Below are 26,249 nucleotides of genomic sequence, written 5' to 3' on the forward strand. Positions count from 1 at the left end.
AAAACGCGGCGAACACGTACAACCAAACCGACGTCGCCTGCTAGCTGCAAGTACGCAACCTTAGCAACGAAATGACGTTTCACCCGAAGGGATAATCCCACCCACATGTAGGACTTATCCGAGTAAAGTGCCGCCAATCCGGCACTTGGCAAGGCTTACTACGACCACGCTAGTCGGTGGTACTCGGGCTCCAGAAGGCCTGCACCACCAAGGTCGACGTGGAAATACGCGCCACCAGCGCATCCAGTTCGTCGCCATCGACCGATGTCGCGGCCAGGGTGGCCTCGATCTCCACTTCTTCGCTGCCAAAGGGCCGCACGTCGACGTCACTGGCCGGGTAGTTGCAGCGCGCCAGTTCGGCTTCCAGCAAGACCATCACCGCCTGCTGCTGGCTACGCCGCGCGATGACATAGAGGATGTTGGTGACCTCTGCCGACACCACGTCCATCGGCTGGCGGTTGATGTTATTGACGATCGGGCGCAGCAAGGTGTTGGCCGCCAGCACAAACAGCGTGCCTAGCAACGCTTCCAGGATCAGGTCGGCACCGGCACACGCACCGACGGCCGCCGAGGCCCAGAGCGTGGCAGCCGTGTTGAGCCCACGCACGTTGCCCTCTTCGCGCATGATCACGCCGGCCCCCAGAAAGCCTATGCCCGAGACCACATACGCAACCACACGTACCGCGCCTTCCGCGCCGCCCAGGCGGCTGGCCATGTCGACAAAAATCGCCGCACCCACCGCCACCAGCACATTGGTGCGCAAACCCGCCGTGCGCTGGCGGTACTGGCGCTCAAAGCCGATCAAGCCACCCAGGATAAACGCCGCAGTGAGGCTGACCACGGTATCGACCAAGGAATTGAGGTTGATGTTGTTGATTGCTTGCATAAGAAATCTCCCTGAACGCAGCAGCCTAATTTAAGCCACCGCCGACCCGGAAACCTTCGTGCAGGTACAACCGTGCACACCGCGCCGGTGTTAAAGGCACAGTCAGCTTGGCCCGCCCACCGTAAAAGGTAGGCGTGTCCGTCGCAGCCTGAATGATTTCAGGTGCTGGTCAGCGTCGATGAGAGGGGTTCGGGCAGGCGCCAGGACAGGCGCTGCCGGGATGCCGCTTCTCGCTTTTTGAGGCGAGACAACGGCATAGAAACAATGCGCGTTACCTTGCCAAGTAGGTGCCGGTTACCGAAACCGGCCGACGACTGTCACTCGAACAAGTACCCACTGAGGGTCTCCGCTATTGATGAAAACGCGCGGAGTTTACGCGCCGATGCCGCGGGAGTAAACCGTAGGAAAGTTTACCGATGGAGATTAGGAAGGTTCTTCAGGGTAAGTTCAGGAACTGTTTTTCTGGAAACACCAAAGAAACAATCTGGGAGCAGGCACGTCGGGTCGCCGCATCGCGGCGATGGCATCAACTGGTTATGCCTGACACACCGAGGTGTCTGCATCGCAGCGGTGCGGCGACCCGACAAGCCAGCTCCCACAGTAAGCGGTGTACATCCGCGGTTACGGCGTACCCGCTCGACCCTTTCCAGGTATTCATCAATCCGGCCACCTGCCAACGCCTTGACCTGAATCGACACCGTATTGACCTGCCGCCCCATCGTAATCCCCTCCCGCGTACGCACCTGCACATACCCAAGTTTGGGCCAGAAACGCTCCGCCTTGGCATTGCCGACCACCACCGTCAGCCGCAACCACTGGGCGCCTTTGCCCAGGGCCCACGCCTCAAGTTCGGTATGCAGCCGCCGCGCCAGCCCGCTGCCATGCAAGCGCGTATGCACCAGCAACAGCCCGATATGCCACACCCCGGCTGCAAGCAAGTCGGCGGCGATATTTACCACGGCGACCAATTGACCCGCAGCATCGCGGTAACCCAGCCAGTACAGGCGACTGCAGCTCCAGCCTGCGGGCAGGTCACCCTGCAACTCTTCACGCGCTTCAGTAGGCGTCGCGGGTTCGCCGTTGACCGCGATGAAGTAGTCGGGGGCCTGCTCGAAGAAGTGCTGCAACTCGGCCTCATCGGCCAGAGTGAGCGGCACCACCCGGATATCCGGCGCGGCGCTTAGAGGAAGTTCAGGGTCACAAACCACATCCATGAGGTGATGTCCTTTCGAATGACTAGTCAACAATCCTGAGCGTCACGTGCGCGCCGTCAGGCAAATCCTTGATCTCAAGCGCAAGATCACCACAGAACCGAACCTGCTCGACATGATCCAGTTGACGCACATTGTCGATGGCGTACTCGCCGCCCAATACCGGCGAAATAACGAAGTGGTAAACCTGGCCAGACGCCAACGGCCCCAGCACTTCTTCGGCCTGCGCCACCATCGGCTGCAAATACCAGTCGTGCAGAAAGGTCTGATCCTTGGAGACCTCATCCAAGGCCGCACGCGTCTGCGCGATCACCTCGCAATAAAGCCCTTCTGGGCACAGCCGCCAATAGCGGCCCTGCGTATCCTTAAGCATCACGCTGCCAAAGGCTGTGGTGCCCACCACCTCGACGGGGTCGATACCCACCCAGCTCCAGCTGTCGCGTATCGCTTGAATCACGTCCATACAGCCTCCTTGCGCCGAAGCACGTCAGTCGTCCCGCGTCAGCACTTCCAACAACTCAATTTCAAAGCGCAAATTGCTGTTGGGCTTGATATGCGCGCCCATCGAGCGCTCACCGTAGGCCAGGTGCGCAGGCACAAACAGCGTGCGTACGCCGCCGACCTGCATGCCCATCAGCCCCTGGTCCCACCCCTTGATCACCCGCCCGGTGCCGATCACACATTGGAACGGCTTGCCGCGTTCCCAGGAAGAATCGAACACTGTGCCGTCTTCCAGAGTGCCGGTGTATTGGGTGGTGATCAGCGCGCCTTTGACCACGGTTTTGCCGGTGCCCTGGCGCAGGTCGGTGACCTGCAGTTCGTCGTTGCTCATAGGGGGCTCTTTGAATGCGTAAAGGCTGGGTTTTTCCCAGAATTGGGTAGGTTTGGCAAGTGCGGGAGCGATCAAAAAACACCCCTCCTGTGGCGAGCGGGCTCGCCACAGGGGGCGGGGCAACCCTTTATAACCAACGCCAGAACCGGCTCCAAAACCCGCGCCCCAAATCATCCTTGCACCGCGCATATTGCGCTGCATACAGCTGCGACCGCGCCTGCACTTTGCTCGCCACCGGCGGCAGCCAGGCTTTAGCCGCATAGGTGCGCTGGCGGTAGCCGCCCCAACCTTCGTGGTAGTTCAAGTACTGGCCGTAGGCATCGTATTTGTACACGCCGTTGACGGTGTAGGTCTTGTCCATGTACCAGCCGACAAAGTCGATGGCGTCGTCGAAGTCCTGGCGGCTGGCGCCGCTGCGGCCGGTGCTTTTGCGGTAGTCGTTCCACACTTCATCCTTGGCCTGGGCGTAGCCGGCAGCGGTAGAAACGCGGCCCCAGGGGATGATCCATAGCAGGTATTTGCGTGGCGCCAAGGCATCCTGACGGAAGCCGGACTCCTGATACATGATGGCGAACGGCACTTGGATCGGCACGCCCCAACGCTTTTGCGTGACCTTGGCGGCGTCGTACCAGTCGTCCTTTTCGCGGAAGATGCCGCAGATGTCATTAGGCGTGCGTGGCGGCGAAGTACCGCACGCCGCCAGCATGGAGGTGAGTAATAACAATCCGACGGCTTTGCCTGCGCTCAAGGGGCACCTTTGCGTGATTCGCGTAAAAAGCCGACATTTTACGCATTCATTGAGGCAGGTGGAGAAAAGGAAAAGCGGCCTCCTTGCCGCCCCTCCCGGTTTATCAAACCAGACTTATCAAGCCAACGGCACGCGACGGTTAGTCAGTGCCATACGACCGACAAAGAAGCTCAGCGCTGCGCCCAACAACAACATCGCCAGGGTGCTCCAGGCAGCACGGGACAGTTGCTTGGCCGCCACTTCACCGGCTTCACGGGCTTTCTGTTCAGCCTGTTGTTTCAGCTCAGCCACTTTTTGCATGGCCTGCTCATAAGCTTGGGCATAGTTGTCAACGATCTGAGTGGCCTCCTCCTTGCTCTTGCCGGTGCGGGCGGCAACGATGTTGACCAGTGCGTCTTTGTCAGCGGCATTCAGCGCTGGCTCACCGGACGCTTTGACGCGCTCGAACCATTGCTTCAACGCATCGCCGGCCTGGGCAGGATCGGTCGCCGCAGCAGTAGCCGCTTGCTTGCCCTCGGCGCCCGCCTGGTCAGCCTTCTGTTCAACGTTGGCCGGGTCCAACTCAGGCTTGCCGCTTTGCTTGAGCAGGGTATCCAGTTCACCTTGCAGGCTGTTCCAGTCCAGCTGGATGCCTTGCTCGTTCAACTGTTGTTTGACGCTGTTACCAATGCCCGGCGCAGCCGCCGCGATGCCGCTACCGGCAGCGGACAAACCTTTGCCCACCACGTTGCCGGCGGTACCGACCACGCTGGCGGCCAAACCCGCCAGCAGCCAGGTGGTGAGCAAGGTGGTGACGGTCCAGGTCAATACGCCGTGCAGGCCGCCGCGGTCAGGTGCGGTGCGCCCGGCCACGAAGGCACCCACGCCGATGGCGATCAGCGTCGACACAAACAACCAGATCCCGGCGCCGGTGCCGAAACCGCTCAGCGGGTTACCCGCTTTCATCGGGTCGACGGCACTCGCGCCGATGGCCGTACCCAGCACACTCAGCACCAGGTAGGTCACCAGTGCAATTGCACTACCGGCCAGTACCGAACTCCAGGACACACGAAACAGCGAACGATTGGTTTCATAGACAGTAGTCATACAGAGGTCCTTCACACGTTATGAGAGCAAGGCAAAATGCCTTGATGGTTGGGAGTGTGGCGAAAGGACATACGTTCAGTCGTGGCCCAAATGCACCAGCTCAACTGGTGCATTCGCACTTCCTCATGCGCACATTCTCTGCACTATCCTCAACCCCGGGTGTCGTACCCCCATGTGCCGTCTACCGGGAGAAACCATGAGCCAGGATGTCCTCGCCAAAGAAACCAACCGCCGCCAATTGCAGCAGATCATCTCCGGGCTGTCCGACGGCGTGATACTGGCCGAAGTCGACCAGACCATCCTCTGGGCCAATGAAGCCGCGTTGACCATGCACGGGATCAGCGACGTCGAGGCGCTCGGTGCCAATACTGCGGAATATGCCAAGCGTTTCGCCCTGCGTTACCGCAACAACCATCCTTTAGCGCTGGACAGCTACCCGCTCAGCCGGGTGGCGGCCGGTGAAGAATTCAGCGATGTGGTGGTTGAAGTCACCCCCACCACCGGCGAAGACCGCAGCTGGGTCCACCGCTTGCGCAGCCTGGTGCTGACCGACGCTCACGGTGAGCCGGAACTGTTGGTGCTGATCCTCAGCGACGCCACCGAATGGGCCAGCGCCGAGCAGCGCTTCGAGAAAACCTTCAATGCCAACCCGGCGCCCGCCGTGATCTGCCGCTTGAGCGACCTGCGCTACATCAAGGTCAACCAGGGTTTTTTAGAGATGACCGGCTACAACCGCGATCAGGTCATCGGCCGCTCGGTGTATGAACTGGATGTACTGGAACAGGCCGAGCGTAAGGACCTGGCCATCCAGCGCCTGAGCGAAGGCGCGACCATCCCGCAGATGCAGGCCGAGCTGCGCCTGCCCGAAGGCGGCAGCAAACTGGTGATCGTCGCGGGCCAACCGTTGGACATGAACGAGGAAGATTGCATGCTGTTTTCCTTCACCGACCTGGAACCGCGGCGCAAAGCGGAAATTGCCTTGCGCCAAAGTGAGGAACGCTTCGCCAAATCTTTCCGCCTGACGCCGGTGCCAACCTTGGTGTGCAGCGCGGCCAACCGGCAGGTGGTGGATATCAACGAAGCGTTCATGAACATCACCGGTTTTATCAGCGAAGAGCTGATCGGCAAAGCCGTCGAGGACATCAACTTCATCGACAGCGCCCAGGCCTTTGCGCAGCTGTTCGCCACCCTGGAAAAAGCCGGCAACCTCGACGGCCAGGACCTCAAGGTGCGTAAGAAAGGCAACGAGGTGATCGACTGCGTGGTCTGGGCCGACACGGTGCTGATCGAGGATGTGCCCTGTTACCTGCTGGTGATGATGAACATCACCGAACGCAAACGCTCGGAGCTGGAACTGGTGGCGGCCATTGAGGAAGTGATGCAGGACGCCTCGTGGTTCAGCCAGACCCTGATCGAGAAATTGGCCAACGCCAAGAGCGTCAACAACAGCCCCAACCTGCCGAACGTGGCCTTCACCGACCTGACCGCCCGTGAGCGCGATGTGCTGGGTTTGATCTGCGAAGGCCTGGCCGACAAGGAGATCGCCTCGCGCCTGAAACTGGCGCCCAACACCGTGCGTAACCATGTGGCCACGGTGTACTCCAAGCTGGGGGTGCACAGCCGCAGCGCAGCCATCGTTTGGGCCCGTGAACGCGGGTTGTTTGCCGGTGAATTGCGGGTCAAAAGCAAGAAATAGAGTGCAAATGCACTAGTGCAACCAGTGCAAATTCGCCTTATTTGCGCATGACGCGGTGCTTAACCTTGAAGAGTGGGCACAGGGCCTTGGGCCCTGTGCCGTGATGATTTGACCTCTTGAAGGAATGCACCATGAAAAGCGAACAAGTCAAAGGCGCCGTGGAGAAAGTCACGGGCAAGGCCCAGGGTTTTCTCGGCGACCTGACCGGTGATGAGCAGTTGCAAGCCGAAGGGGTTGCCCGCCAGGCCGCCGGCCAGTTGCAGCAAACCTACGGCGACGCGCTCGACACTGTGAGTGATTTTGCCAAGCACAAACCACTGGCTACCGTGGCCGTCGTCGCCGGTATCGGCCTGTTGGTAGGCTTGTTGCTGCGTCGTCGTTGAGGAGGCTGGGCACATGTTTACCCTCTCCCAACTGCGCAACTGCATCGAAGAAGCGCTGTTGCCCCTGACCTGTGAATTCACCCTGTGCCGTGACGCCTCGTTGACGTTGAAGGTGTTCGATGCCCAGAGCGGCCGGGTCGACTTGGTGGTGACGGGCATCAGCGTGAACAAGTTGCAGTCCACCCACGCAGTGGAAAAGATGGTGGAAGAACTGCGCTATGAGCTACAGAGCAACACCATGGGGCATCTGACCCTGGAAGACCTGCCAATGTCGCCTTCGGCGTCATGACCGCGTTGGTCGTGGTTTCAACGACGCTCCAATGAAGTAAAACACCCCGCCCCCGACGATAAACGCCCCCAACATGTAGAACATGGAGTGGGCCGGCAGGCTGGCCAGCACCAGCCCACACAACACCGGCCCCAACGCTGCCCCTAGGTTGGACAGGTTCTGCGCGCCGTAATACATGCCCCGCAGGTGGTCCGGGGCGATTCGGTCGATAAACATGTACTCAGCTGGGAACACGATGATCTCCCCCACTGTAAACACCGCCATCGCCAGCACCCACCACAGCACGCTGGTGGCCAGGGCAAACCCGATCACCCCCAACATGAACATGCCCAGGCCGGCGATCAGCCATTGGCTCAGATAACGGTGCGAGATGCGCCGGCCAATCACGTACTGCAAGGCAATCACCAGCGCGGCGTTGGTGGTGAGCACGGCGCTGATCACGGTGTAGGTATATTCCGCGGTGGTGGTCGTCACCAGGTACTGCGACAGGTAGGCAGTGAACTGGCCGAACACCACGGCACTGAGCAAGCCGCCAAGCGTGAAGCACACCAGCCGATGGTCCCGCAGCAGCACGCGGCCGACGGCGAGAAACGCCAGCGTTTTTTGCGTGGCATCGACGGTAGCCAGCGTGCGATCGCCCCAACGCCAGTACAGCAGGAAAAAACCCGCCCCCAGCAGCGCCGAGAGCATGAACGGCAGGCTGATATCGAGCTTGGCCACCATCGCGCCAAAAAACGGGCCGACGGCATAGCCGATATTGGTCAGGGTGTACTTGATGGAAAACACTTCGCTGCGCGAGTCTTCCGCCAGCAAGCTGGCAAAGCCGGCTTTGACGGCAATGTCGATAACGGCATAAGCCAGGTTGATCAGGATCAGGCAGCTGTAGAACAGCCAGATATCATCGGCCACTAGCGTGCCGACAAACCCCAGTACAAACAGCGCACTCAAGCCGAGCAGCAGCCGGTAACTGTTGACGCGGTCGACCAGGAAACCGCCGTACACGCTGAGCAATGAGCCGACGATCAATGAACTGCCGATCACCAGGCCAACTTGGGTAATGTCGAGGTTGAAGTGACGGGTGAGGTAAATCACCAGGTACGGAAAGGTAATCGCCTTGGCCAGCGTCAGCAGCAACGTGGCGCACAGCAACAGGTTCACGGTGCGAGGGTAACTTCTTATTGTGGCAAGCATCCTGCTCTCGCTCTTTGAAGGTAACGCGACCAGTGTTGCGCGTTACCTTAACGCAAGCGCCAGGAAAAAAGACCGGTCATTTCTTGACGGGGGTGATCTCGAGAATGGTGCCGTTGGTGGTCTTGAGCAGCACAAACTTGTCACCCACACGGGCCCATTGGCTGTCTGCTTCAGGCTGCTTCAAACCGCGCTTTTTCCAATCGCTGACCGCCGACTCCTTGCGCATCAGCATATCCGGGGCACGGTCGCCTTCTTTCAAATCACGGGCGTTGATGCTTGAAGGCGGCACGGTTTCTTGCGGGGTATCACCGGCCTGCACGACAAAGCTGGCGGTGGACAGGCCGGCGGTGATCAGCAGGCAAGCGGCTAGGGTTTTAGACTTCATGGGTGCTCCTTCAATGAATGGTGCGTACCCAGGTTCCGACCGCGGGCGCACGGAATCATTCAGCCAACTCCTTTCAAGATTTTCATCGCCCCCCCTGTGGCGAGGGAGCTGCCGCTGGTGTGCCTTGGTGGAACACCATCCGCCACTGCCCCTCCTCCTCGCGCCACACTGAACTGCGCAACGAGTCCCCTACGCCTTCGCGATGGCAGCGATAAGTCACCAGCGCCAGTCCCTGCCCGAGCAACTTCACGGCGAACTCAGTCATGCGCCGTGCCGAAAACACCTCGTCCTTCAACCCGGCAATCACCTCGGCCTTGCTGCCCCAGACATTGCCACTGGCGCCAAACTCAACGAAATCGTGTGCCAGCAACTGCGCCAATCGCTCCGTATCCGAGCGGGTGGTGCATTGCTGCAGCGCCTGTTCCAAGGCGAATAAATGCTGCTCCAACTGCATGCCCATTGCCCCCATGAAATTAATCCTGTAATTTTTCATGAAATTTCTTGATATAAATTTCATGAACCAACAACAAGAACTTGACGCCCTGGCCGTGCTGATCCACGACCTGCGCAAGCACAAGAGACTCACCCTGGCGCAACTCGCGCAAAAAATCGAGCGCTCGGTGGGTTTCCTGTCCCAGGTCGAACGCGGCCTGTCGCGCCCCACCGTGGCCGACCTGACCGCCATCAGCCACGCCCTCGATGTGCCCACCACCTACTTCTACAGCCTGCCCAAACCCAAGGCGGTGGATTGGGTCACCCGCCCCAACGAACGGCGCACGGTGTATTACGCCAATGGCATCACCGACATCCTCGTCTCGCCCAGCATGAACGGCGCCTTTTCGATGCTCGACAGCTTGCTCGCGCCCGGTGCCAACAGTGGTGAACACACCATGAGCGACCGCGCCGAGCAGGCCGGTTTTGTGCTGGAGGGCGAGTTGACGCTGTGGGTGGAAGGCGAGCCGGATTCGGTCACCCTCGGCCCTGGCGACAGCTTCCACCTGGCCAGTTTCGCGCATTGCCGCTACGCCAACCTGACTGATCTGCCCGCCCGCGTACTGTGGGTTTACAACTAGGAGCAACCCCCGTGAAAAACCAGTCTTCCACGTTGCTGGCCGAAGTACGGACCTTTCGCCAGAACCACCCCGACGTGCGTTACGTCGACCTGATCGCCCTGGACATTCCCGGGCATTTCTACGGCAAGCGCTACCCGGTGGACATGCTCGAAAAGGTCGCCGCCGGCAGCCCGCTGAAGCTGCCGCAAAACGCCGTGCTGCTCGGGGCGCAGGGTGGGCTGTTCAAGATTGGTGACTATTGCTTTCACGACGGCGACCCGGATGCCAACCGGCGCTTGGTGCCGGGCACGCTCAAGCCTGTGAGCTGGGAGTCGCAGCCGCTGGGGCAGATGTTGATCACCTCGGATGGCACCGAAGCGCCGATCGAATTCGAACCTCGCGAAGTGCTGGCCAAGGTGCTGGAGCGCTTGCAGCACAAAGGCATTCATCCGGTGGTGGCCTTTGAGCTGGAGTTTTACCTGTTCGATAAGAAGCTCGACAACGGCCTGCCGCAATTCGCCCGCGACCCGCTGAGCGATGACGCCGACGACCAACCCAACCTGCACATCGAACGGTTGTCGCGCTTCAGCGAGGTGCTCGACGACATGGCACAAACCGCCAAGGACCAGGGCATCGACATCACGGTGATCACTGCCGAAATCGGTCCCGGCCAGTTCGAAATCAACTTCGGCCACCTCGAAGACGGCCTGCGCGCCGCCGACTGGGCCGCCCTGTTCTGCCGCAGCACCCGTGGCGTTGCACTCAAGCACGGTTACCGCGCCAGCTTCATGGCCAAACCCTACCTGCAATACCCCGGCAGCGGCATGCATGTGCATGTCAGCCTCTACGACGCGGCGGGTAATAATTTGCTCGCCGCGCACCAGCAGCAACCGCTGCGCCACGCGGTGGCCGGCTGCCTGGAATTGCTGGCGCATTGCATGCCGATCTTCTCGCCCAACCACAACGCCTTCCGCCGTCTGGGTGGCACGGTCAACGCCGCAACCCGCGCCAGCTGGGGCTTTGAAGACCGCGATGCGTGCGTGCGCATCCCTGAGTCCGACCCGCGCAACCTGCGCATCGAGCACCGCCTGGCCAGTGCCGATGCCAATCCGTATCTGGTACTGGCGGCGATTCTGGCAGGGCTTGAGCATGGCCTTGAAGCCAAGCAAGAACCTATCGCCCCCCTGAACGAAGACCGCCTCAGCGGCACCGATTTCCCCGTGGAAATGCTCGAGGCCGTGCGCGCCATGCAACATCAACCGATATTGCGCGATAAGCTGGGCGCAGAATTTGTCGACGTGTATTGCGAGAACAAACGCCAGGACCACCTGGCCTTTCAACAAGAGATCAACGCGCGGGAATACCGCTGGTTTCTCTAACCCCTGGAACCACCGATGACCGAGCCCCACCCATGACCGAGCAGAGCGCCCCAGCCCTCAAGGAAATCTTCAACGTCGAACGCCTGCAACACATCGCCGTCGAGATGTCGGCGGTATACCCGGCGTTCGATGCCAAGGGCTTTCTCAAGCACGCGAAGGTGGGGCTTGCCGAGTTGTCGGTGATGCAGCGCATGGCGCGGGTCAGCGAAAGCCTGCATGCGGTGATCCCACTGGGCTACGCGCAAACCCTCAAGCTGCTTTACGCCCTGGCGCCGCGCCTGAACAGCGCCTTTGTCTATCTGTTCCTGCCGCACTACGTGGCGAGTTACGGCCTGGGTGACTTCAAGCGCTCCATGGCCGCGCTCAAGTACTTCACCACGTTTGGCTCTGCCGAATTTGCCATCCGCCACTTCTTGCTGCACGACTTCGAGCGCACCTTGGCGGTGATGCAGGAATGGTCGCTGGATGCCAACGATCACGTGCGCCGCCTGGCCAGTGAAGGCTCGCGCCCTCGCCTGCCGTGGTCCTTTCGCCTGGCCCAAGTGCAGGCCAACCCCGCGCTGTGCGCGTCGATCCTGAATAACCTCAAGGCTGACAGCAGCCTGTACGTACGCAAGTCGGTGGCCAACCACCTCAACGACATCACCAAGGATGACCCAGGCTGGGTGCTCAGCCTGATCGAAGGCTGGCACCTGGATAACCCGCACACTGCGTGGATTGCCCGCCATGCGCTGCGCAGCCTGATCAAACAAGGCAACACCCGCGCGTTGACGCTCATGGGCGCCGGGGCCAAGGCCGAGGTGAAGATTCATCACCTGGCCGTCACCCCGGCGGTGATCAACCTGGGCGAGCGCATCAGCCTCTCGTTCAGCCTCGAATCCACCGCTGCCACCGCGCAAAAACTGGTGGTGGACTACGCCGTCGACTACGTAAAAAGCGCCGGTCATAGCGCGGCCAAAGTGTTCAAACTCAAGGCATTTACCCTCGGCGCGGGCGAGCATCAGAGCATTCGCCGCGAACAACACATTCGTGAACTGACCACCCGCAAGCACTACCCCGGCACGCATTGGGTGCATGTGTTGGTCAACGGCGAGAAGCTCGCCAGCGCCGAGTTCGAACTGCGAATTTGAGCGCAAAAACTTAGGAGAATGCCTCTAGCTCGGTGCATTTGGACAAATTAACTTCTAAAGCAACCCTGTCCTTAGTCGTTATGATCCATAACGTCCGGCGCTTCTACTACCCGCCGGACGGTTATTTCAATGCATCCTGCGAGGCCCGAATGTACCGCTTTTCGTCTTACCGCCCTTTGATTGCCATCAGTCTTGGGCTTGCTACCCATTGCGCATCCGCTGCTTTGCAACCCATGGCCGAAGCCCCGCTGGCCAGCGACACTGAGCTGCACTGCCACTTCAACCGGGACGCAAGCACCGACTGCACCACCACCTATCACTACACAATCCTCGCGCCCACCGGCCGCGAAATGCTCTCACGCATCGATTTCGATTACTCCGAAGGCGATACCTTTGAAGTGATCAGCGCGCAGTCCACCCAGCCCGGTGCCAAGCCGGTAAACCTGGACGCCAAGCAAATCGACACGCGCACGGCGCCCAATCCCGACCAGGGCTTTCGCCGCGACAAGCAGACCTCCCTGGCCTTCCCGAACCTGCGCGTGGGCACACAGATTCGGTACACCGTGCGCGAACATCGCGCCGCCAAGCCGCTGATGACTCAGTTTCACTATGCCCTCTCGTTTGGCCCCAGCGTCGTCCGTCGCGACCACGTCAAGGCACGCTTTACCGCCGAACGGCCGATCCAGTGGCGCAGCGAACTGTTCGACGATTTCACGGTAACCGCGTCGGCCAACGGCAAGACCCTCGACGTGGTGCAAAAAGCCCCGGCCTACCTCAACTACACCAACGAAGCCTCCAACGCCACGCTGTTGCGCATCCCGCGTCTGGAAGTGGGCAGCGCCCTCGATCGCCAGGCGTATTTCGGTGATTTTGCCCAGCGCTACAACCAGATCCTCGCTGCCAACCTGCCTGCGCAAGCAGCCGCCGCAGTGGTCGCCGCACGCAGCCTGGCGCCGACGGAACAGGTCGCCGCGATGATGCAGCACATCAACGATCACTACCGCTACCTAGGCGACTGGCGCGCCACCGAGCGCGGCTATGTGCCGTTTAACCTGGACGAAATCGAGCAGCATGGTTATGGCGACTGCAAAGACCTGGCGATCTTGCTGACCGCGATGCTCAAGGCCAGCGGCATCAAGGCCGAAACAGCCTGGGTCAGTCGCGGCGAGAGGGTCGATGCATTGTTGATCCCCGGCACCAACGCGCCGAATCACGCGATTGTGCGCGCCGAAGTCGGTGGCGAGGTCTGGTGGCTCGACCCGACCAACCCAGTCTTCGCCCCCGGCCAGACCTTGCCCGACATCCAGGACCGCTGGGTGCTGGTCAATGACCCCCAAAGCCAGGTACGTGAAGAACACATCCCACTGGAACGGCCCGAAATCACCCAGCGCATGAACAAGCAGGTGCATTACGACAAACAAGGCAATGGCGCTACACAGGCCAGCATCACCTTCAGCCGCTTCCCAATGATGCAACTGAGCGTCGCCGACCGCCAACAAGGCAGCACCGCCACCGACCAAGATATCTGCGCCAACTTCGGTAACGAAATCAGCGACTGCCACGTCACCCGCCAACCCACCACGTTTGTGATGCACGACGGCTACACCATCAGCGCAAAAATGAACGACCAGCGCGCCCTGGAAAAACTGGGGAACAACTACGTCTATACCGACCAGTCGTTGAAAGGCCGATGGGACGGTTTCATCAACTACCGCCGCCACGGGCAGCAGGCGGACCTGTACCTGGGCAATCCCGAAACCATCGACTTCACCCTCACGCTGACCGGCGGGAAGATGGACAAGGCGATCCAAGGCTGCCAGGTGCGCTCACCGTGGTATGACCTGGACCTGGACGGAAAACTTACCGATGACGGGCTGCGCTATCACTATCGCCTAAGCCAGAAGAAGCGCTGGCTGACCCATGCTGAACTCGCCAGTGCGGCGTTTGGCAAGATGATTGACGAAGCCCGGGCGTGTGCCGAGCAGGTGCATCAGGTGGTAAAGCTTTAAGGTAAGGTCCTGTAAACGCAGAGCCCATGTGGGAGCTGGCTTGCCTGCGATACAGGCACCTCGGTCTATCAGTGACACACCGTTGATGCCATCGCAGGCAAGCCAGCTCCTACAGAAAAGCAGAGCACTGCGGCGCTGGCAGTTGAACTCGGTCAAAATTGTGGGAGCAAGCCCGCTCCCACATTTTTGATCCGGCCTACTCAGTGAGACTCGCCCAGCAGCAACCCCTGCTCGCGCGCGCACAACTCCACCACGTAATCCCACAACACCCGCAACCGCACCGACTTGTGCAGCTCCCGGCGCGAGCTGATCCAGTAGCTACGCTCAATCCCCTCCCCCGGCAGCAATGCCACCAAATCCGGGTCACCCGCCGCCATAAAGCACGGCAACACAGCGATGCCCAAACCCGAACGCGCCGCCTGGTGCTGGGCAATCACGCTAGTGCTGTGAAACACCACCTTGGGGTTGCGGCAGAAGCTGCTAAGGAACTTCAATTCCTGGCTGAACAGCAAGTCATCCACATAATCGATCCACGCATGCACGGCGAGGTCTTCACGTTTCTCGATGGGCGGGTTGCGCTCCAGATAGGCGCGGCTGGCGTAGAGCGCCAGGCGGTAATCGGTGAGTTTGCGCGTGACCAACTGATCGACGCTGGGCCGTTCCAGGTGGATGCTGATTTCCGCTTCGCGGTTGAGGATGCTGACAAAGCGCGGCACAGCCACCAGTTCCACTTCCAAGCCCGGGTAACGGTCGAACAACCCGCCCATGCGACCGGCGAGGAACATCACACCCAAACCTTCGGCCACACCGAGGCGAATCTTGCCCAGCGGCGCAGCGGAATGGGTGAGTTCGTCTTCAGCCAGCAGCGCGACGTTTTCCATGGCTTCGGCGTGCTTGAGCAGGGCTTCGCCAGAGGGCGTCAGCTCATAGCCCTGAGCGTGCTGCACGAACAGCGCAGTGCCGAGGCTCTTCTCGATGGCCTCGATATGCCTGGCCACAGTGGCGTGGGTGGTCTTCAGGCGCTGCGCGGCGGTGATCAAGCGGCCGCTGCGTTGCAACTCGAGAAAAAACCGCAGGTCATTCCAGTCGAACATGTCGCCTCCAATGCGAGAGCCTGAGCCGCGCTGTTTAAAAACGCACAGCAGCTGGGTAAAAACTAACATTTTTAAGACGAAAACTAACAACTAGGATGGGGCCAATAAGAAAAACAAGCGAGACCTCAGATGCCCATTGCAGCTGCTGAATACGATTACGTGGTAGTAGGCGCCGGCCCCGCAGGCTGCTTGCTGGCCAATCGACTGTCCGCCAACCCCGCCCATCGCGTGCTGCTACTCGAAGCCGGTGGCCGCGACAATTACCCCTGGATCCATATCCCCGTCGGCTACCTGTTCTGCATCGGTAACCCGCGCACCGACTGGTGCTTCAAGACCGAAGCCCAGGAAGGCCTGCAAGGCCGTGCGCTGAGTTACCCACGCGGCAAGGTGCTGGGCGGCTGTTCGTCGATCAACGGCATGATCTATATGCGCGGCCAGGCCCAGGATTACGACGGTTGGGCGGCCCAGGGCAACCCGGGCTGGGCCTGGAACGATGTGCTGCCGTTGTTCAAGCAGAGCGAAAACCATTTTGCCGGCAGCTCGGAATTTCACAGCGATGGCGGCGAGTGGCGCGTTGAGCAACAGCGCCTGCACTGGCCGATCCTGGATGCCTTTCGCGACGCGGCGGCGCAAAGCGGTATCGCGCCGATCAGCGACTTCAACAGGGGCGATAACGAAGGCTGCGGCTACTTCCAAGTCAACCAGAAGGCCGGAGTGCGTTGGAACGCGGCCAAGGCGTTTCTCAAGCCGATCCGCCAGCGGCCCAACCTGACCGTGCTGACCGACGTCGAAGTGGACCGCGTGGCGCTGGAAAACGGCCGCGCCTGCACCGTGCTCGGGCGTCAAAACGGCCAACAGATGAGCTGGAAAGCGCGCAAGGAAATCGTGCTGTGCGCCGGTTCCGTGGGCTCGCCGGGCATCCTCCAACGCTCAGGGATCGGCCCCTCCAACGTGCTCAAGCCGTTGGGCATCGACGTGCTGCACGAACTGCCGGGCGTGGGCGGCAACCTGCAGGATCACCTGCAATTGCGGCTGATCTACAAACTGGAAAACGCGCGCACCCTGAACCAGATCGCGGGCACCGTGTGGGGCAAGATGGGCATGGGCCTGCGCTACCTGTATGACCGCAGCGGCCCGCTGTCGATGGCGCCCAGCCAGCTCGGCGCGTTTGCCCGCTCCGGCCCGGAACAGACCTCGGCCAACCTTGAATACCATGTGCAGCCGTTGTCCCTGGAGCGCTTTGGCGAACCTTTGCACGCGTTCCCGGCGTTTACCGCTTCGGTCTGCGACCTGCGCCCACAAAGCCGTGGCCGTATCGATATTCGCTCCGCCAACCCGGCGGATGCACCGTTGATTCGGCCCAACTACCTCAGCCATCCGGAAGATCTGCGAGTCGCTGCCGATGCGATCCGCCTGACTCGGCGCATCGTGGCCGCACCCGCCTTGAGCCAATTCAAACCGGTGGAATACCTGCCGGGCGATTCACTGCAAACCGAAGAGCAACTGCACGAAGCCGCCGCGCGTATCGGCACGACGATCTTCCATCCGGTGGGCACCTGCCGCATGGGCAGCGACAAAGACGCGGTGGTCGATGCCCAACTGCGCGTGCATGGCGTGCCGGGCCTGCGTATCGCCGATGCCTCGGTGATGCCACGCATCACGTCCGGCAACACCTGCTCACCGACACTGATGATTGCGGAGAAAGCCGCGCAGTTGATCCTTTCGCCGAACACAAGGAGCCTCGCCCCGCAGAAAGAAACGGTTCATGCAATCTGAATAGCGGCGCCGCACCCGGCGCCGACAGTGGAACAACAATAAATAATCACTGTGAGGGTTACCCGATGTCAGAACATGCTCAACCCCTGGGCTCGGCCGTCAGCGCGAGCACCGGCAGCGAATCAAGAAAAGTCATCTTCGCCTCGTCCCTGGGGACGGTGTTCGAGTGGTATGACTTTTTCCTCTACGGCGCCCTGGCGGCGGTGATCAGCAAGCAATTCTTTGCTGGGGTCAACGATACCACGGCGTTTATCTTTGCCCTGATGGCCTTTGCGGCCGGCTTTGTGGTGCGCCCGTTCGGCGCGCTGGTGTTCGGCCGCCTGGGCGACATGATCGGGCGCAAGTACACTTTTCTCGTCACCATCATCCTGATGGGCGTGGCCACGTTCTGTGTCGGGCTGTTGCCGACCTACGCCAGCATTGGCATTGCCGCGCCGGTCATCCTGATCGTGCTGCGTATGCTGCAAGGCCTGGCGTTGGGCGGTGAATACGGCGGCGCCGCCACCTACGTGGCCGAACACGCGCCGGCCGGCAAACGCGGCTTGCACACCAGCTGGATTCAATCCACCGCCACCCTCGGCCTGTTGCTGTCGTTGCTGGTGGTGCTGGCCTGCCGTTACTTCACCGGCGACCAGTTCGAAGTCTGGGGCTGGCGCATTCCGTTCCTGTTTTCCATCGTGCTGCTGGGCATTTCCACCTGGATCCGCATGAGCCTGCATGAGTCGCCGGCTTTCTTGAAAATGAAAGAGGAAGGCAAGGCCAGCAAGTCGCCGATCCGCGAGTCTTTCGGCAAATGGGAAAACCTCAAGGTGGTGCTGATTGCGCTGTTCAGCATCAACGGTGGGCAAGCGGTGACTTTCTACGCGGCGCAGTTCTATGTGCTGTTCTTCCTCACCCAATTCCTGAGGATGGACCCGGCCCTGGCCAACATGCTGTTGATCATCAGCGTGGTGATCGGCGCGCCGTTCTTTATTCTGTTTGGCTGGCTGTCGGACAAGGTCGGTCGCAAGCCGGTGCTGATGCTCGGCCTGCTGCTGGCGACCGCGCTGTACTTCCCGATCTTCAAGGGCCTGGCGCACTACACCAACCCGGCGATGGACCAGGCCAGCCGTCAGGCACCGATAACTGTACTGGCGGACCCGGCCACGTGCACCTTCCAGTTCGACCCGGTGGGCAAGGCGCGGTTTGACAGCCCCTGCGACAAGGTCAAGACCTTCCTGGTCAAGCAAGGCCTGCCGTACAGCAGCAGCGCCGCGCCAGCGGGCAGCCCAGTGCAGGTGAGCGTGGGTGATGTGCGCATCGACGGTTTCGACGAAGCGGCCCTGCGCGGCGCAGTGACATTGGCCGGCTACCCGACTTCGGCGGATGTGGCTCAGGTCAACAAGGTGATGGTGGTGGTACTGATCGTGGTGCTGATCCTGATCGCCGCCATGTGCTACGGCCCACTGGCGGCACTGATGGTGGAACTGTTCCCGACGCGCATCCGCTACACCTCGATGTCGCTGCCTTACCACATCGGTAACGGTTGGTTTGGCGGGTTCCTGCCGACTGTGTCGTTTGCCTTGGTGGTGTACACCGGCGATATTTTCTATGGCCTGTGGTACCCGGTGGTGGTGACCGGGGTGAGTTTGATCGTGGGGTTGTTCTGCCTCAAAGAAACTCGGCATGTGGACATCGATAACAACTGAGTCAGCTTCAAGGGGCAAGCTGCAAGCGGCAAGTAGGAGCTGATCGGCCTCTACTTGCAGCTTGTAGCTTGAAACTTAAAGCTGTACATCCATACAGATAATGGTTGCTCAAATCCTTCTGACTCAGCATCCTGCAAGGCATCAACCTGATCTGATGTGATGACCATGCGGCTGTACCTCTGTGAAAAACCCTCCCAGGCCAAAGATATCGCGGCCGTGCTCGGCGCCAGCCGGCGCGGCGACGGTTGCTGGGTGGGTAATGGCGTCACAGTCACCTGGTGCATCGGCCACCTGCTGGAAACCGCCCCGCCCGATGCGTACGACGCCAAATACAAACGCTGGGTGCTGGCCGACCTGCCCATCGTTCCGGAAAAATGGAAGATGCAGGTCAAGCCCAAGACCGCCAGCCAGTTCAAGGCGGTCAAGCGTTTGCTGGGCGAAGCCCAGGAACTGGTGATCGCCACCGACGCCGACCGTGAGGGCGAGATGATCGCCCGTGAGCTGGTGGAGCATTGCCGTTATCGCGGCCCGATCCAGCGGCTGTGGCTGTCGGCGCTGGATGACGCGTCCATCCGCAAGGCCCTGGCCGCGCTCAAACCGGGCGCCGAAACTTTCAGCCTGTACCACTCGGCCCTGGGCCGTTCCCGCGCCGACTGGCTGATCGGCATGAACATGAGCCGCCTGTTCACCCTGCTCGGGCGCCAATCCGGCTATCAAGGCGTGCTGCCGGTGGGTCGGGTGCAAACCCCAACCTTGCGCCTGGTGGTGGACCGCGACCGCAGCATCGCCGACTTTGTGCCGGTGGCTTACTGGGCCATCGATGTGGACCTGCGCCATGAGCGTATGACCTTCACCGCCCAATGGCGCGCCATGGAGGATGCCTGTGACGACCAGGGCCGCTGCCTTAACCCGCAGCTGGCTCGCGACGCTGCCGACGCCATGCGCAACGCTGCCACCGCGCGGCTGGTGAAGCTGCGTACCGAACGCATGCGCGAGGTGGCGCCCCTGCCCTTCGACCTCGGCACCCTGCAGGAAATCTGCTCCAAGAAACTCGGGCTCGGCGCCCAAGAAACCCTGGATATCGCCCAATCGCTCTATGAAACCCACAAGGTCATCACCTACCCGCGCAGCGATTGCGGCTACCTGCCGTTAAGCCAGCACAGTGACGCGCCGAAAATCCTCGCCGCGCTGGGCCGCGCGGATGCGGCGGTGAACGAGCTGATGCCGCATATTGATGCCCAGCGCCGTTCGCGGGCGTGGAACGACGCCAAAGTCAGCGCGCACCACGGCATCATTCCTACAGGCGCTGGCAAGGACGTCGGGCAGCTCACCGGCAAACATCGCGCGGTCTACACCCTGATTCGCGCGCGCTACCTGGCGCAGTTCCTGCCCAACCATGAATACGATCGCACCCAGGCGGATTTCGACTGCGCCGGCCAAGCCTTGCGTGCGGTGGGCAAAGTCATCATCGAACCAGGCTGGAAACGCGCCTTGCCCGAAGCGCTGGCACCGGCAAAGGGGCGCGAGGCACCCGCGCCGCAAGCCTTGCCGACGCTGATTCAGGGCCAGGATTACACGGTGGCCAAGGTCAACCTCAAGGACCTGTGGACGCAGCCGCCTAAGCCGTTCACCGAAGGCGACTTGATCAAGGCGATGAAAAACGTCGCCAAACTGGTGGAAGACCCGCTGCTCAAGCAAAAACTCAAGGACACCACCGGCATCGGTACCGAAGCGACGCGCGCCGGTATCATCCAAGGCCTGTTGGACAGGGGTTATCTGGTGAAGAACGGCAAGGCGCTGTCAGCTACTGCGGCGGCGTTCAGCCTGATCGACGCAGTGCCACGCGCCATCGCCGACCCGGGTACCACCGCGATCTGGGAACAGGCGCTGGACATGGTGCAGAGCGGTGAAATGAGCCTGGAGGAGTTCGTCGCCAAGCAGGCGGCGTGGATGAGTAAACAAGTGGCGCGCTGCAATGGCATGCGCATGACCATCACCGGCCCGGCCAGCCCCGCTGTCCGAGGCGCCACGCCGTGGAAAAACAAACGCAAGGCCGCACCCCGCAAGGCGACTGGCACGCCCAAGCGGGCAAAAAAACCGACAAACGCCGGGTAAACGTTGAATAAATCCAGAGAATGACGTTTTTCGACGGGTTTAATGCCGCTTTGGGCCTTGTTCCGGCGTGGGCCGTCTAGGATTCTGTAGAGGACCTGCTGACTACCTAACAACAACACCGGAGTGGCCGCCATGAAAACCGTCGCACAAGTGCTCAAAGCCAAAGACCAGAAAAACCAGGAGGTCCACACCATCAAGTCGCACCAGACGGTGATGGAGGCATTGATCCAGATGGCAGCCAAAAACGTCGGGGCCTTGCCGGTTGTGGACGAAGGTAAGGTCGTGGGGGTGATCAGTGAGCGCGACTACGCGCGCAAGCTGATCCTCAAGGGCCGCTCTTCCGCGACAACGGCCGTGAGTGAAATCATGAGTTCGCCGGTCATCACGGTCGACAAGCACCAGAGTGTCGAAAAGTGCATGAACATCATGACGGACGGTCACCTGCGCCACTTGCCCGTGGTCGAAGATGGCAAGCTGATCGGCCTGCTGTCCATTGGTGACTTGGTGAAAGAAGCCATTGCCGAACAGGCTGACCTGATCAAGCAACTGGAGCAGTACATCCGCGGCGAATAGGGGAACCCATGCTCGACACGCTGGAACACCAAGAGGACCACCTCGACACCCTGCACCGGGCGATGGCTGAACGGCGCTTTTTGGTCTTGACCGGTGCGGGGATCAGCACATCCTCGGGCATCCCGGATTATCGCGACAGCGAAGGCGTGCGCCGGGGCAAGGCGCCGATGATGTACCAGGAGTTCCTGGCCACCCCACACGCGCGGCGTCGTTACTGGGCAAGGGCGATGCTGGGTTGGCCACGGGTGCGCATTGCACAGCCGAACAAGGCGCATCTGGCGCTGGCAACGCTGCAGCAACGCGAGCGCATCAGTGGGCTGATCACGCAGAACGTCGATACCTTGCATGACCAGGCCGGCAGCCATGATGTGATCGAACTGCACGGCAGCCTGCACCGGGTGCTGTGCCTCGATTGTCAGCAGCGCAGCGAGCGCGATGTGATCCAACGGGTGATGGAAGACCAGAACCCGTACCTGGCCGGCGTCGATGCCGTGCAGGCACCCGATGGCGATACGCTGCTTGATCGCGCGTTTGAGGAGCGCTTCCAAGTCCCGTACTGCCCGCACTGCAACGGCCAACGGTTGAAACCGGACGTGGTGTTTTTTGGTGAAAACGTCGCCCAGGCGACGGCGGCCAAGGCCATGGCTGCGGTGCAGAACGCTGAGGGTTTACTGGTGGTGGGCTCCTCGCTGATGGCCTATTCGGCTTTTCGCCTGTGCAAGGCGATGGTGGAGCAAGGCAAACCGGTCATTGCCATCAACCTGGGCAAAACGCGCGGGGATGAGCTGTTGCAGGTGAAGATCGAGGCCTCATGCGAGCGGCTGTTGCCGTTGCTGGTCGAGCGACTGGGACTGTAAGAACGCCGCAAATCAAAAATATGGGAGCTGGCTTGCCTGCGATGGCGGTGTGTCAGGCAAGCATTTGCTGACTGATACACCGCCATCGCAGCATAGGTATCGACACAACGTTGAAAGGCCGCCACATCCCCGCGAAAGCGGTGGGTCAGTCAACATCAATGTTTGCTGAGCCGACACCTTCGCGGGCAAGCCCGATCCCACATTTGATTGAGTTCAGCTTCAGAGATCAGGCTGGCTGTCAGGCCGCCTCAGCTTTGCTTTTGATCTGCTTTTGAGCTTGATCTGAGGCGCCCCGTTAACCAAGCCTGCGTGCGGGCACACCGAGCCTAGGTGAGGTGCCGAGTGGTGGGGCAAGAGCCCTTTTGGTTACTTTTGGCTGGGCCGGCATTCCGGGCTCTTTTCCAAAAGTGACCCGCCGTAAGGGCGCCCCCCATAGCAGCCGTGATCCAAATAACGGATATGTACCCAGCGGCCCCGCGTCAACCACAGTACTCAACCCGTAAAAAAGTTGTGTCGATACCTATGGCCATCGCAGGCAAGCCAGCTCCCACAGGGAATCCATCGCTGAATCGACCGCCCCGGCCCTTCGACCAACCGCACAAAAAATGACGCCCAAGTCACGTTTTCCTGCATTCTCCCGTCCCCACTACGATTTATGTAGTACTCTAAAAAAATCACTACATAATCGTTGACGTAACCTTTTTGTCCTTGCATTATCGAGACGTCTCCCGGATCGGGAGCGTTGGTAACAAGCGTTTTGAACAAGCTCGTCTGACCGCCGAGCTGTTTTTTCCGGATGTGCACTGCCCACAAGGCAGATTGATGAAGCTGACCGGCCTGTAAGGATCGGTACAAGGAGCTCAAACGCTGCTTGTCTTCGTTATGAAACCATTGCGTAGCAGTTCATCAGCAAGACTACATGCATCAGGTTCAAGACCCTGCCCGTATTCGGCAGACCCTCACTGACGCCCGGTTTTCCACGCCGGAGACAACTAAGCAGTTTTAACGGAATCAACTGATAGATCGCCAACTGGTCAAGGGGCTTACACATGAATCTGAACAACCAACCCACTATCGATGAATTGGCTGAGATGTTCGCAGCGCAGAAAGACACACTCGACGACCATATCTTGTGGGTCGAAAAATCGGGTCAAGTCCATATCGACTGCGTGGCGCCCCATACCCTTGAGGAAGAGTTCGATAAAAACAACCGTGAACTGGCGGCGCGCCTGAAGATGTACCGCCGCGGCCAAGGTTATGTCGGCAAGAAGGCAGCCGCCGACCAGAACTTTATCGAGCAAGTATTCGACACACTTAACAATGCCTGGTCGTCTTTCAAAGACAACTCGCAAGTTAAAGTCATCGACCGTTACTACTAAGTACAACTTACTCACGGTGGGAGCTGGTTTACCAGCTCCCACCGTTGTTTTGCGGTGCGCTTAAAAGGTTGGAAATCTGCCCTTCCCCGCTTCATCCCGAAAGATATCAAACAACACCTGCGCCGCCGCCGACAGCTCATGGCCAGGTTTGGTCAGCACTCCAATCGGCCGCTCAATCACCGGATCACTCAACGTGATGCAATGGGCGCCCGCCTCCTCCATCTGCCGTGCACACAATGCCGGTACCGCGCTGACGCCCAGGCCATTGGCAACCATCTTGCCCACCGTTGCCAGTTGATGGCTTTCCAACGCCACCGGCAATTTCATCTGCAACGCGCCCAGATGCTCCTCCAGCATTACCCTTACCGTGGAAGGCCGCTGCAAGGTAATGAACGGCTGTTCCAGCAAGGTTTTCCAGTCGATTTCGGCACGCTGGGCCAACGGTAAATCCCCCGGCACCACCGCAATAAACCGGTCCAGGTACAACGGCGTGAAGGCCAATGACGAACCTTCGGACGGTTCGAACGCCACGCCCAGCTCCACCTGACGGTCGCGGACCATCTCCAGCACCTGCTCGTTGATCAGGTCATGCACCGTCACATTCACCTGAGGGTAACGTGCGCGAAATATCTTCAGGATCGGCGGCAGTAAATTGCCCGCAAACGACGGCATCGCCGCCACCGTCACCCGGCCGCGCTGCAAGGTAAAACGCTGGCGTAGTTCATCCTCGGCGTTGTCCCAATCCGCAATCAAGCGACGCGCCAGGGGCAGCAACGACTCACCTTCAGGCGTCAGCGCAACGTTACGCGTATTGCGGCTGAACAAACGACCGCCCAAGCCCTCCTCCAGCCCCTTGATGGTCAGGCTCAGCGCCGATTGGGAAAGGTGCAGGCGCTCGCAGGCGGCGGCAAAACTCAGGCTCTGGGCCACGGCGAGAAAGGCACGCATCTGTTTAACTGTCATGAGGCTGCTCCGGACGGCGGGTCGACTATGCTGTTTTCTAAATCAATCAACCTTAAAAAACAACTTAACAAATCAATCCGTCGGCGCAACACTCAGGTCATTGGCTGGCCCACAAACAATAAAAGAGGTGCATATGGCAGGTTTCGATAAACGCGTGGCGTCCTATGAAGAAGCGCTGGCTGGCCTGGAAGACGGCATGACCGTGCTTTCCGGTGGTTTTGGCCTGTGCGGCATTCCGGAAAACCTCATCGCCGAGATCAAGCGCAAAGGCACCCGCGATCTGACCGTCGTCTCCAACAATTGCGGCGTCGACGGTTTCGGCCTCGGCGTGCTGCTGAAACAAAAACAGATCAGCAAAGTAATCGCGTCCTACGTCGGTGAAAACGCCTTGTTCGAGAAGCAATTGCTCAGCGGCGAAATCGAAGTGGTACTGACGCCCCAAGGCACCCTGGCGGAAAAAATGCGCGCAGGCGGCGCAGGTATCCCGGCGTTCTTCACCGCCACCGGCGTCGGCACCCCCGTTGCCGAAGGCAAGGAAACCCGTGAATTCAATGGCCGCCCGTACCTGATGGAAGAGTCCATCACCGGTGACTTCGCCATCGTCAAAGGCTGGAAAGCCGACCATTTCGGCAACGTCATTTATCGCCACACCGCCCAGAACTTCAACCCGCTGGCGGCCACCGCCGGCAAGATCACCGTGGTCGAAGTTGAGGAAATCGTCGAACCGGGCGAGCTGGACCCGGCGCAGATCCACACCCCAGGCATCTACGTCGACCGGATCATCTGCGGCACCTTCGAGAAGCGCATCGAACAGCGCACTGTCCGCAAATAATCCGCCAGCCCAAATAATAAGGAGACAAACAATGGCTCTTACCCGCGAACAAATGGCTCAACGCGTCGCCCGCGAAATGCAGGACGGTTTCTACGTCAACCTGGGCATCGGCATTCCAACCCTGGTGGCCAACTACATTCCCGAAGGCATGGAAGTGATGCTGCAATCGGAAAACGGCCTGCTCGGCATGGGCCCGTTTCCGACTGAAGACACCATCGATGCCGACATGATCAACGCCGGCAAGCAGACCGTGACTGCGCGCATTGGCGCCTCGATCTTTTCCTCCGCCGAGTCTTTCGCGATGATTCGCGGCGGCCACGTTGACCTCACGGTGCTCGGCGCGTTTGAGGTGGACGTACACGGCAACATCGCCTCGTGGATGATCCCTGGCAAATTGGTCAAAGGCATGGGCGGCGCCATGGACCTGGTGGCCGGTGCAGAAAACATCATCGTGATCATGACCCACGCGTCCAAGGACGGTGAGTCCAAGTTGCTCAGCCAATGCAGCCTGCCGCTGACCGGCGCCAAGTGCATCAAGCGTGTATTGACGGACCTGGCTTACCTTGAAATCGAAAATGGCGCTTTTGTCCTCAAGGAACGCGCACCTGGCGTCAGCGTTGAAGAGATTGTGAGCAAGACCGCCGGTAAACTGATCGTCCCGGACCACGTTCCAGAAATGCACTTCCAGTGAGGAC

At 60.2% G+C, this 26,249-nt stretch carries 25 protein-coding genes and 1 pseudogene; 15 read left to right on the plus strand and 11 right to left on the minus strand.

Annotated elements, in window-relative coordinates:
• Positions 1 to 169: 169 nt before the first annotated feature.
• From ACI77I_RS07755 to ACI77I_RS07780, 6 genes and pseudogenes are all read right to left on the minus strand, one after another.
• The gene (locus ACI77I_RS07755; protein WP_094952804.1) at positions 170 to 886 is read right to left on the minus strand and encodes an MgtC/SapB family protein; all 717 of its coding nucleotides are present in this window, start codon (positions 884 to 886) and stop codon (positions 170 to 172) included.
• A 626-nt stretch (positions 887 to 1,512) separates the two neighbouring features.
• Positions 1,513 to 2,100: pseudogene (locus ACI77I_RS07760) on the minus strand (GNAT family N-acetyltransferase); the annotation flags it as partial.
• 22 nt (positions 2,101 to 2,122) lie between these two features.
• Positions 2,123 to 2,560: a T6SS immunity protein Tdi1 domain-containing protein gene (locus tag ACI77I_RS07765; protein WP_406997263.1), complete on the minus strand. Its 438-nt coding sequence runs from the start codon at positions 2,558 to 2,560 to the stop codon at positions 2,123 to 2,125.
• Positions 2,561 to 2,584: 24 nt separating this feature from the next.
• Positions 2,585 to 2,929, minus strand: a complete 345-nt coding sequence (locus ACI77I_RS07770; protein WP_263274858.1) for an FKBP-type peptidyl-prolyl cis-trans isomerase — start codon at positions 2,927 to 2,929, stop codon at positions 2,585 to 2,587.
• A gap of 127 nt (positions 2,930 to 3,056) precedes the next feature.
• Entirely contained in the window at positions 3,057 to 3,677 is a 621-nt protein-coding gene (locus ACI77I_RS07775) for a hypothetical protein (protein ID WP_242155468.1), read from the minus strand.
• Between the two features lie 117 nt (positions 3,678 to 3,794).
• The gene (locus ACI77I_RS07780; RefSeq protein ID WP_094952401.1) at positions 3,795 to 4,763 is read right to left on the minus strand and encodes a hypothetical protein; all 969 of its coding nucleotides are present in this window, start codon (positions 4,761 to 4,763) and stop codon (positions 3,795 to 3,797) included.
• A 196-nt stretch (positions 4,764 to 4,959) separates the two neighbouring features.
• On the opposite strand from ACI77I_RS07780, the gene ACI77I_RS07785 reads away from it, so the two are divergent.
• The 3 genes from ACI77I_RS07785 to ACI77I_RS07795 all read left to right on the plus strand — a co-directional run bounded on the left by ACI77I_RS07785 (position 4,960) and on the right by ACI77I_RS07795 (position 7,131).
• A complete protein-coding gene (locus ACI77I_RS07785) occupies positions 4,960 to 6,459 on the plus strand; it encodes a PAS domain S-box protein (protein WP_094952400.1) in 1,500 nt (499 codons plus the stop codon).
• Between the two features lie 131 nt (positions 6,460 to 6,590).
• Entirely contained in the window at positions 6,591 to 6,842 is a 252-nt protein-coding gene (locus ACI77I_RS07790) for a CsbD family protein (protein WP_094952399.1), read from the plus strand.
• A 13-nt stretch (positions 6,843 to 6,855) separates the two neighbouring features.
• On the plus strand, positions 6,856 to 7,131 hold the full coding sequence (locus ACI77I_RS07795) for a DUF1652 domain-containing protein (RefSeq protein ID WP_094952398.1): 276 nt from the start codon (positions 6,856 to 6,858) through the stop codon (positions 7,129 to 7,131).
• Here the strand turns inward: ACI77I_RS07795 and ACI77I_RS07800 are convergent.
• The 3 genes from ACI77I_RS07800 to ACI77I_RS07810 form a co-directional block, all read right to left on the minus strand.
• Positions 7,126 to 8,322, minus strand: coding sequence for an MFS transporter (locus ACI77I_RS07800; protein WP_406997264.1), 1,197 nt, complete (start codon positions 8,320 to 8,322; stop codon positions 7,126 to 7,128). The genes ACI77I_RS07795 and ACI77I_RS07800 overlap by 6 nt on opposite strands.
• A gap of 76 nt (positions 8,323 to 8,398) precedes the next feature.
• Positions 8,399 to 8,707, minus strand: a complete 309-nt coding sequence (locus ACI77I_RS07805) for an RcnB family protein (RefSeq protein WP_406997265.1) — start codon at positions 8,705 to 8,707, stop codon at positions 8,399 to 8,401.
• Between the two features lie 82 nt (positions 8,708 to 8,789).
• Positions 8,790 to 9,200, minus strand: coding sequence for a DUF4440 domain-containing protein (locus ACI77I_RS07810; protein WP_406997266.1), 411 nt, complete (start codon positions 9,198 to 9,200; stop codon positions 8,790 to 8,792).
• A gap of 22 nt (positions 9,201 to 9,222) precedes the next feature.
• Between ACI77I_RS07810 and ACI77I_RS07815 the strand changes: the two genes are divergently transcribed.
• From ACI77I_RS07815 to ACI77I_RS07830, 4 genes are all read left to right on the plus strand, one after another.
• Complete coding sequence (locus tag ACI77I_RS07815) at positions 9,223 to 9,780, plus strand: helix-turn-helix domain-containing protein (protein WP_242155461.1); 558 nt, start codon at positions 9,223 to 9,225, stop codon at positions 9,778 to 9,780.
• An 11-nt stretch (positions 9,781 to 9,791) separates the two neighbouring features.
• A complete protein-coding gene (locus ACI77I_RS07820) occupies positions 9,792 to 11,138 on the plus strand; it encodes a glutamine synthetase family protein (protein ID WP_094952394.1) in 1,347 nt (448 codons plus the stop codon).
• A 32-nt stretch (positions 11,139 to 11,170) separates the two neighbouring features.
• Positions 11,171 to 12,268, plus strand: a complete 1,098-nt coding sequence (locus tag ACI77I_RS07825) for a DNA alkylation repair protein (protein WP_406997267.1) — start codon at positions 11,171 to 11,173, stop codon at positions 12,266 to 12,268.
• A 149-nt stretch (positions 12,269 to 12,417) separates the two neighbouring features.
• Entirely contained in the window at positions 12,418 to 14,277 is a 1,860-nt protein-coding gene (locus ACI77I_RS07830) for a DUF3857 domain-containing transglutaminase family protein (protein ID WP_406997287.1), read from the plus strand.
• 200 nt (positions 14,278 to 14,477) lie between these two features.
• Here ACI77I_RS07830 and ACI77I_RS07835 read toward each other — a convergent pair whose 3' ends face one another.
• Positions 14,478 to 15,371 carry a LysR family transcriptional regulator gene (locus ACI77I_RS07835; RefSeq protein WP_094952392.1) on the minus strand — a complete coding sequence of 298 codons (894 nt, stop codon included), beginning with the start codon at positions 15,369 to 15,371 and terminating at the stop codon, positions 14,478 to 14,480.
• Between the two features lie 129 nt (positions 15,372 to 15,500).
• Between ACI77I_RS07835 and ACI77I_RS07840 the strand changes: the two genes are divergently transcribed.
• From ACI77I_RS07840 to ACI77I_RS07865, 6 genes are all read left to right on the plus strand, one after another.
• Positions 15,501 to 17,147: a GMC family oxidoreductase gene (locus ACI77I_RS07840; protein ID WP_406997268.1), complete on the plus strand. Its 1,647-nt coding sequence runs from the start codon at positions 15,501 to 15,503 to the stop codon at positions 17,145 to 17,147.
• Between the two features lie 65 nt (positions 17,148 to 17,212).
• Complete coding sequence (locus ACI77I_RS07845) at positions 17,213 to 18,835, plus strand: MFS transporter (RefSeq protein ID WP_094952390.1); 1,623 nt, start codon at positions 17,213 to 17,215, stop codon at positions 18,833 to 18,835.
• A gap of 165 nt (positions 18,836 to 19,000) precedes the next feature.
• Positions 19,001 to 20,950 (plus strand): DNA topoisomerase III, encoded by a 1,950-nt coding sequence (locus ACI77I_RS07850; RefSeq protein WP_094952406.1) that lies wholly within the window; start codon positions 19,001 to 19,003, stop codon positions 20,948 to 20,950.
• Between the two features lie 132 nt (positions 20,951 to 21,082).
• Complete coding sequence (locus tag ACI77I_RS07855) at positions 21,083 to 21,523, plus strand: CBS domain-containing protein (RefSeq protein WP_094952389.1); 441 nt, start codon at positions 21,083 to 21,085, stop codon at positions 21,521 to 21,523.
• 8 nt (positions 21,524 to 21,531) lie between these two features.
• Positions 21,532 to 22,380, plus strand: coding sequence for an NAD-dependent protein deacetylase (locus ACI77I_RS07860; protein WP_406997269.1), 849 nt, complete (start codon positions 21,532 to 21,534; stop codon positions 22,378 to 22,380).
• 1,049 nt (positions 22,381 to 23,429) lie between these two features.
• Positions 23,430 to 23,759, plus strand: coding sequence for a hypothetical protein (locus tag ACI77I_RS07865; RefSeq protein WP_406997270.1), 330 nt, complete (start codon positions 23,430 to 23,432; stop codon positions 23,757 to 23,759).
• 60 nt (positions 23,760 to 23,819) lie between these two features.
• On the opposite strand, the gene ACI77I_RS07870 is transcribed toward ACI77I_RS07865, so the two are convergent.
• Positions 23,820 to 24,722 carry a LysR substrate-binding domain-containing protein gene (locus tag ACI77I_RS07870; RefSeq protein ID WP_406997271.1) on the minus strand — a complete coding sequence of 301 codons (903 nt, stop codon included), beginning with the start codon at positions 24,720 to 24,722 and terminating at the stop codon, positions 23,820 to 23,822.
• A 133-nt stretch (positions 24,723 to 24,855) separates the two neighbouring features.
• Between ACI77I_RS07870 and ACI77I_RS07875 the strand changes: the two genes are divergently transcribed.
• A complete protein-coding gene (locus ACI77I_RS07875; protein ID WP_406997272.1) occupies positions 24,856 to 25,554 on the plus strand; it encodes a CoA transferase subunit A in 699 nt (232 codons plus the stop codon).
• Positions 25,555 to 25,585: 31 nt separating this feature from the next.
• The gene (locus ACI77I_RS07880) at positions 25,586 to 26,245 is read left to right on the plus strand and encodes a CoA transferase subunit B (RefSeq protein ID WP_094952386.1); all 660 of its coding nucleotides are present in this window, start codon (positions 25,586 to 25,588) and stop codon (positions 26,243 to 26,245) included.
• Positions 26,246 to 26,249 lie beyond the last annotated feature (4 nt).

The sequence above is a fragment of the Pseudomonas sp. D47 genome (assembly GCF_045447305.1).
GTDB lineage: Bacteria > Pseudomonadota > Gammaproteobacteria > Pseudomonadales > Pseudomonadaceae > Aquipseudomonas.